Here is a 6643-nt window from a genome sequence, read left to right on the forward strand (position 1 = left end):
AATTTACCTTATCAGAATACCGTTCTGTGCCTGAAAAAGTCGAACAACGCCAACCGAAAAAAGCCCCTAAAAAACAGCAGGCCGATGGAAACAGTATTCCACCCAATGGCCAGACAAAAACCGAGGCTAATACCCAAAAAGAACCAGAGTTAACAGCGTTTGAACAGTATTTAAAAGAAATTGATGAGGCAATAGGACCCAGTGAAACTGAACAGCGTGCTGACAATCAATCAGCAGACTCTACCGCTGGTACGGCATGATATCCGGCTGGCGATGAATGCTCCAGGACGAGCGACGTTTGTGGTTCGGCCTAACACGCCATTAACGCCGAAATCAGTCGTAAAAATGGCCATTGGTTATGGTGATAATCTACAACAAATCTTTTTAGGCTATATCGAAAAAATCACCACCGTCGATCAGCACCAGCAACAACTATTTTGCAGGGAATTAACCGGCATTTTGCATTATCCGTTACCGATGAATTTACGGCATGTGCAGTTAAATGACGTCTTAAATCAGATGGCCAAACACACTGGTTTAACCTTTATTACCCCAGAGCAACCCTACACCAACACCAAAATCCCTTATTTTTACAGCCTCAATAATGGGCTGTTTGCTATGGCCTCCCTCAAGGAGGCTTTTGCTATTGAGGATTATTGTTGGCAACAGCAAGGCGATGGCCAGGTGTTTGTGGGGAGTTGGCAGCACAGCTACTGGGCCAATAAACCCGTGACCATCCCCGATCAGTTTTTAATTAATCATCAGTCGCACAACAGTGCACAAATCGCGGCCATTCCCCAGGTACGACCTGGAGTAAAATTAGTCGATGGTCGCCGTATTCAGAAAACACAATGGCAAAATAATCAAATGGTGGTGACATGGTAGACGCCATTAAACGTATTGTATTGAGTTTATTTCCAGAGCTGGCCGGTAATTATCATTTACCCCGTTATGGTCGTGTGCTAGCGATCAGTGATCCACCGAAACAAGGTGACCTATGCGATGACTTTAGACCCCATTATGCCGTGGATGTGGAAGTGCTAGACGCCCAGGGTAAGCCTGACAAGAAACTGCCTATCCTGCACAGCTTAATCGTACCCATGGCCAGTGCAGGACAGGAGCAGGGTTTTTATGGGTTACCGGAAGTGGGTACCCAGGTAGTGGTGGGCTTCGTCTATGGCTTGCCGAATAAGCCGTTTATACAACAGGTGTTACCGCATGGTTTATCGTTACCCAACCTGGAACAGAAAGAACAGCGCTGGCAGCAACATCCATTAAGCTACCAGCGCTGTGACCAGAGCGGCGCTTGGGAACGATCAACGGATACCAGTATCAAGGATGAATGCCAGCACTATCAGCTAGAAACCCTTCACCAGGAAACCCACACTCAAAGCCAACAGACAACCGTCGCCGAACATAGCACCGAAACTATTGGTGGTAGTAAAACGCTGGAAGCTATGGGCACCTTGAAACTGCACTCAGGGGGAACGGCTGAGCTAGCTGCCATTGATAATTTAAAAGTGGCGACTGGTAATGACAGTCATACAGTGGTGGGTAAGGATATGCAGGAGCACATTAATGGTATTAAACATAGCCTGGCTAAGCTTAAGCAAATCACCCAAGTCAAAGACGGGGGCAAAGTCTGGCTAGGAAATGAAAGCGATAATGTACTGCAGCTGTTGTCTGAGTTTATGGCGGTGGTGGAGCAAGCGTTTTTGGGGCTATCAACCCATGATCATACTCCAGCAGGGCCTACGAATAAGTCTGACTTGCTAACGCAAGCCGGAAACACACATCGGCAGAACAAGCGTTTACAAGGTATGTTGTAAAGAATTATCTTTAGAAGGCTATTACATTTTTTGATTAAAGGCATTAAAACTAATTACAGAGTCTTTTATAACTACAATAGCTTGGACAGTTTTAGAGCTTGGTTAAAACGAGAACTTACAGGCTGTAGCTGTGCTCTTGAACTTTATGGCAACTTAGGCCATCTGGTAACTTGCAATAAAATAAAGCCCTTATGATACAAGGTCTGTATAACGGTATGCTAATACCCTAAAAACTGTCCTCAGTATTGATAACTATAATCATGCTTATTAATCAGTATAATAGTTAAGCTTACACATCATATATGCTTTTTCTCATTTCAAGGCGCTTAACTTGAGTCAATAGTGTAGTAAAAATAAAGCTTCCTTGGTAAGGTGTTTTCCTTGAAAAACTGGACTAAGTTAGAGCCTTAGTTCAAAATGGGGTGTATATGTAGCGCTGAGACGTTAAGTAGTAGTCCACAGTAGTTAAGTCATACATGAATAATACCTTTAAATCAAACAATTTTGATGTGATTCGTTTATTAGCTGCTCTACAGGTAGCTATTAGTCATACCATTACGCATTTAAAAATAAACTATGCTGATTCGGTTTTTTTAACATTATTGGAGTATTTTCCGGGCGTTCCCATTTTCTTTTTTATTAGTGGATTCCTCATTAGTAAGTCGTATGAGAATAATTCTCATATAGGGGATTATACGAGGAATAGAGTCCTCAGACTTTATCCTGCTTTAATAGTGTGTACCGTAATTGCTTTAGTGAGTGTGTTTGTAACAGGTTACTTTGATAATAGATCTTTCAATGTTGATAAATTTATTATTTGGATAGTAGGACAAATTAGTATTCTACAGTTCTATAACCCTGCATTTATGCGAGACTTTGGTACCGGTGTATTGAATGGAAGTCTTTGGACTATAACGGTAGAGATTCAGTTCTATTTAGTTTTGCCAGTATTGTATTGGTTATTTGGATTAGCGAAAAAAACTAACCAAAACTGGAAGCTAGCTGTATTGATTGTTTTCTTTTTGTTTTTTCATATTGCTAAGTATCAGCTAGAAGCAATGTATGCGAATAATGTTATTTTTAAAATCCTAGTCGTATCTTTTATACCTTGGATATGGATGTTTTTAGTTGGTGTATTTTTTCAAAAGAATTTTGAATATTTTTACAGTATGCTGTCGGGAAAATTTTTTTACTTGCTCCCATTATACTGTCTAGTATCATATGTTACCGTTGATGTTTTTGGTTGGGATAAGGGAAATGGTATCAATCCAATAGCATTTTTACTGTTAGCGACCACAATCTTCTCCTTTGCTTACTCATTTACACAAACAAGCAATTATTTATTAAAAGGAAATGATTTCTCATATGGTATTTATATTTACCATATACCTGTTATCAATGTATTAATGTACTTTGGTTATTTGCACACGAGTTCATATCTATATTTAGTGCTAACAGTTGTCCTTTTACTGGGTGTGCTGTCTTGGTTTTTAGTTGAAAAACCGTGTATGAAATTGAAAAAACGTCAGTTTAATACGTTGAAAGATAAAGATAATAGAGCGAAAGCAAATAAATTGTTTTCAACTAAGAATGTCTTATCAAACTAATTTTTATGTGGAGAGTCTGCACACTTAATCAGTTTGATAGTATATATTGATTAGTCTCGTCTTATCAAAGAACAGATGATAGTTTTGCTTACCTTGATTGATGGCAGGGTGTAGTTGCTTTGGCGCTTACCTTTGTACTGGCCAATTTATATGGATATCGTAACTCTTCGGAGAATAGGATATCTTCAGAACTCCTGCGGCGGCTTTATCCATTGGATAAGTAAAGTTTGGATCGATCTTATCATTTTAAAATTTACTCGGAGAAATAAAAAGGCCCACAAAAGCGAGCCTTAATGAAAATAAATATAGGTTGGCGGGTAAGCCTGAGAAGTTTCACCTCTGGTCTAACCACTTATTTGGCCAAAAGTATGGCCCTTAATACAAGCCTTCAGGAAACTTTAAAGCTGGCATACTATCTACAAAAAATAATAATGCAATATTTAAAATTACCAAACAAAGAAAAGCCACAAATACCTTAAAAAATTTTTTCCTAGATGTTTTTTCTTCATCACTTAATATTGAGCTATTAAAAATAAAAATAGGTATAATTTTAGATAAAAAACCACCATTTCTATTTGAGTCTTTAAATAATTTGAACCATAAAATAATCGAAAAAATTGCAAAACCAAGCATACAAAACCAAGAAATCGTAAGTAAAACTAAAACAAAGGCTCCAGCTATATTTAAAAAGTCTGCTTCCATAAAACCTCCTATTTACATACAAAATTACTGCACCCTGATTCTGTATAGCCAGTACGTAATGTAAGCGTGGAAGAAGCCTCTCTTGCAATTGATACTTTTAAACCTACGCCGGCATCAATTCCAGCACCAGATACATTTCCATTATCATCAAATTTCATTGTTGCTCCAGCCCTACCAGCAAAGATACTACCAGCCCAACCATTGCCTGATTGTCCTTTAATAGTTCCAGAATTCACTTCAAGTCCAAAACTGCTTTTGCTCCCAACCACTACTATTACCAGCTATAGAAAATTGCTCTGTTGCCAACATGCTTGTAAGCTCGTTAGGGCCAACCACCCTAGCTAGATAAATCCCTTGAATGAGGGGGGAAGATCATAGAACGCTGGCGGCGATTAACTGAACAAAAATCCATTCAAAATTGCTTCGGCCAAACAGCAATAAGCCCAGCGAACTGGGCTAGTTTAGGGGACGATAGATTACCTTTTAATAAACTCCATGATTTCTCTAGGCATATTCCCCTTCAAGTCTCCGATCTTATTTATGTCCTTGGAAGTAAAGCTTCCATCAACCTTAACCCAAGCAACACTCCCTATATCTCCACTTGAAAACCAAAGAATATCTCCATCCCAAACAATCATCCAACGCTGAAAAATACTGGCTCTTTGATTGGACTTAATTACGCGATTTCCACTTTCATCTATCAACGAATAATCAATAATTCCTTCGTTATCGACAACAGATAACGTTAAACCACTCTCAAACTCGAACTCACCGAGAGAAGTAACAGGCTGACCAGTTTGCAGTCTTTCAACGCAGCCACTCATAGACAAAATAACAAATAAACCACAAACGACTCGAGCAAGCTTTTTTATACATAGCATAACTTATTCACCTCCAAACGATCTTTGTACTGGCCAACTTATATGAATATTGTAATTCTTCGGAGAATAGAATATCTTCAGAACTCCTGCGGCGGCTTTATCCATTGGATAAGTAAAGTTTGGATCGATCTTATCATTCCATGTAGCAGTTACGTCGTAGCTCAACCGCCCTCGATTTCCTACGGAAACAAAGCCTAACAATCGTAAGTCACCTAGACCAGAATGAGATCCGTGCAGCATTTCATAACCAGTTCTATAACCATTTTGGATTTCACCATGAATAGTTATATCAACTATGCCTGACTGTGTTCGAGTATAAGAGTCATCGATCAAAGCGCCATAGATTTGCAAACTAAGCCGATGATTGTTCGCCATATAGGTTCCCCATTCACCTCCAACCCGAATGAAAGGATCGCCAGAACCACCAAGCCAATGATCAAATATTTCAGCACCTCTGTCATCAAAGAGGCCCATATTGCCACGCTTTTGTGCATCGGGCTTATTAACATTAATACCGCTTTGCCTACTTCCTTCTTTACCTCTGCCACCAAAATTCTCCCTTCTTAAAGGAGTCGTTGTATACCTATTTCTAAAATCACTGCCATCAGTGGTATTCGACTCACCACGACCTATTCGGTTGTAGTGGTTCATGACATCATTAGCGATTTGTTCACCGTAGTTCAATTCTTTCTGAGGCTGGTACTCTGCTCTGAGCGGAGTAATATAGCTATTATCCGCAGGCCCACTTTCAGAACCTCCATTGTTATAAGCCTCAATAGGGGCATTTTCAGGTGAGCCACTATTCCATAAATTATTCCACCAATTAGTAATCCCTTTAGTAATCCCTTCGGTAATAAACCCCGTCGGATCTATTCCATTGAGAGGATTATTTAGGATGTAGCTGTAACGGTTATAGCTCTGAATATTATCCGCAAACTGAATAAACGGATCAGCACTTAAAAAACGCCCCACATTCGGATCATAAACGCGCCCATTCATGTGGATCAGGCCCACACCATCAAGGTGCTCGTGGTCGGTAAAGCCACGTTTGGTAATGGTGCTGGTGATTTGTGTAAAATCAATCGCGGCTTGCCAATCCGTCTGACGGCGTTTACCCCAGGGATCATAGCTGAAGCGTTCTATAACTTGGCCATTTTGGTCAGTGATGGCGGTGAGTGAGTCTAAGTGATCTCGGTGGAAGTAATTGGTTTTTGTGCCATCTTCGCTACCCGCATTTTCGGTTTTAGTGATAATGGCAACGTCAGCAATGTAATGCTTGTGCTGTATTTTGCCCGTATCACTGACCACCTTTTCATAAATACCCGACTGGTAATAGGTTGTGCTGGTGCCGGTGGGACCTTGATCGATCCGGCGCACGCGCTTTTGATCGGGACCATACACCAGGTCAATTTGGTAGTCACCGCGAATGATCTGATCCGGCTTATCAAAGGTGGTATAGCGCACGGTACGACCATTGCCACTGGTCATGTTGCCGTTGGCATCGTAGCAGTAGGTAGCGTTTTGGCTGTCGGAGGTTTTGGTTAACGCATGGGGACCGGCTTGTTGGCTACCACACTTGTCTGCGTACTGGTAATCACCGACATCGGATTTATGGGTAATATTG

The 6643-nt window shown here is 40.5% G+C and carries 8 protein-coding genes; 4 read left to right on the forward strand and 4 right to left on the reverse strand.

Going from position 1 to position 6643, the window contains the following annotated elements; genetic code table 11:
• From F607_RS35070 to F607_RS0127455, 4 genes are all read left to right on the forward strand, one after another.
• Window positions 1-260, forward strand: a 260-nt coding sequence (locus tag F607_RS35070; protein WP_038292747.1) for a baseplate complex protein, incomplete at its 5' end; no start/stop codon positions are given.
• Window positions 202-885, forward strand: coding sequence for a hypothetical protein (locus tag F607_RS0127445; protein ID WP_027710519.1), 684 nt, complete (start codon window positions 202-204; stop codon window positions 883-885). The genes F607_RS35070 and F607_RS0127445, both read left to right, overlap by 59 nt.
• Window positions 879-1829, forward strand: a complete 951-nt coding sequence (locus F607_RS0127450; RefSeq protein ID WP_027710520.1) for a phage baseplate assembly protein V — start codon at window positions 879-881, stop codon at window positions 1827-1829. The genes F607_RS0127445 and F607_RS0127450 overlap by 7 nt, the downstream gene beginning before the upstream one ends.
• Before the next feature lie 476 nt (window positions 1830-2305).
• The gene (locus F607_RS0127455) at window positions 2306-3436 is read left to right on the forward strand and encodes an acyltransferase family protein (protein WP_027710521.1); all 1131 of its coding nucleotides are present in this window, start codon (window positions 2306-2308) and stop codon (window positions 3434-3436) included.
• 375 nt (window positions 3437-3811) lie between these two features.
• Here F607_RS0127455 and F607_RS0127460 read toward each other — a convergent pair whose 3' ends face one another.
• The 4 genes from F607_RS0127460 to F607_RS32385 all read right to left on the reverse strand — a co-directional run.
• A complete protein-coding gene (locus F607_RS0127460; RefSeq protein WP_027710522.1) occupies window positions 3812-4138 on the reverse strand; it encodes a hypothetical protein in 327 nt (108 codons plus the stop codon).
• 8 nt (window positions 4139-4146) lie between these two features.
• On the reverse strand, window positions 4147-4407 hold the full coding sequence (locus tag F607_RS0127465; RefSeq protein ID WP_027710523.1) for a hypothetical protein: 261 nt from the start codon (window positions 4405-4407) through the stop codon (window positions 4147-4149).
• Window positions 4408-4614: 207 nt separating this feature from the next.
• A complete protein-coding gene (locus F607_RS0127470; RefSeq protein ID WP_027710524.1) occupies window positions 4615-5019 on the reverse strand; it encodes a hypothetical protein in 405 nt (134 codons plus the stop codon).
• Between the two features lie 3 nt (window positions 5020-5022).
• Window positions 5023-6643: RHS repeat-associated core domain-containing protein (locus F607_RS32385; protein ID WP_038292752.1), on the reverse strand; the 1621-nt coding region annotated here is incomplete at its 5' end.

This window comes from Zooshikella ganghwensis DSM 15267 (genome assembly GCF_000428585.1).
Classification (GTDB): domain Bacteria; phylum Pseudomonadota; class Gammaproteobacteria; order Pseudomonadales; family Zooshikellaceae; genus Zooshikella; species Zooshikella ganghwensis.

What these genes read in the sequence shown, in the direction of transcription:
- F607_RS0127450 (WP_027710520.1), top strand. Translation starts at nt 879, where the DNA reads ATGGTAGACGCCATTAAACGTATTGTATTGAGTTTATTTCCAGAGCTG.
- F607_RS0127455 (WP_027710521.1), top strand. Translation starts at nt 2,306, where the DNA reads ATGAATAATACCTTTAAATCAAACAATTTTGATGTGATTCGTTTATTA.
- F607_RS0127460 (WP_027710522.1), bottom strand. Translation starts at nt 4,138, where the DNA reads ATGGAAGCAGACTTTTTAAATATAGCTGGAGCCTTTGTTTTAGTTTTA.
- F607_RS0127470 (WP_027710524.1), bottom strand. Translation starts at nt 5,019, where the DNA reads ATGCTATGTATAAAAAAGCTTGCTCGAGTCGTTTGTGGTTTATTTGTT.